The 552-nt window shown below is 63.2% G+C and carries 1 protein-coding gene; it reads right to left on the reverse strand.

Annotated elements, in window-relative coordinates:
• On the reverse strand, nucleotides 1-146 hold a 146-nt coding region (locus C1631_RS25350), incomplete at its 3' end, for a TraC family protein (RefSeq protein ID WP_497707258.1).
• Nucleotides 147-552: the final 406 nt, after the last annotated feature.

Raw genomic sequence — 552 nt, forward strand, 5'->3', positions numbered from 1 at the left:
TCGTCCGAGATGTCGATCGCGCCAATGCCGGATTTGATCGCGAGATTCCCGAGCCGTTCGGCCTCGGCCTTGTCATGGGCCCTCAGCTTGGCCTGAAGCGCCGTGATCTCGTTGACGATCGTCTCGCGCGACTTCGATCGAGCCATGGATAGTGTATTCCAGTTCCGGTTGCGTCAGGCGAAATTTACCATCGGCTTGACGCAGGGCAACCATGACGTTGGGCGAGGATGATCGGCCTCCCGTTTCTGTGGTCGTTCGACCACAGCGGCGAGGACGACCGGGCAAGCGAGGCCCGTACCCTGATCCCGGAAAGCACGGTCCTTCTCCCGGCCTAGCGCGCGTCCGTCGAGGGACCAGCGCTTCCGAAATGGCCAAGCTTGCCCGACACAGAAGCCTGGCTGATGGCAGCCTCGGGCCTCCAAGGTAGAGCGTCATCCCTGTGCCACGAGCGTGCGAAAGCCCCTCACAATGACCGGCTCCGCCGGGCGGATGGACGGCCCCGGTAGGGAAATCTATCAAACGGAGCTACGGCGCGCAGCGCCTCCGCAAAGT

This window comes from Chryseobacterium phosphatilyticum (assembly GCF_002899825.2).
Classification (GTDB): Bacteria; Bacteroidota; Bacteroidia; order Flavobacteriales; family Weeksellaceae; genus Chryseobacterium; species Chryseobacterium phosphatilyticum.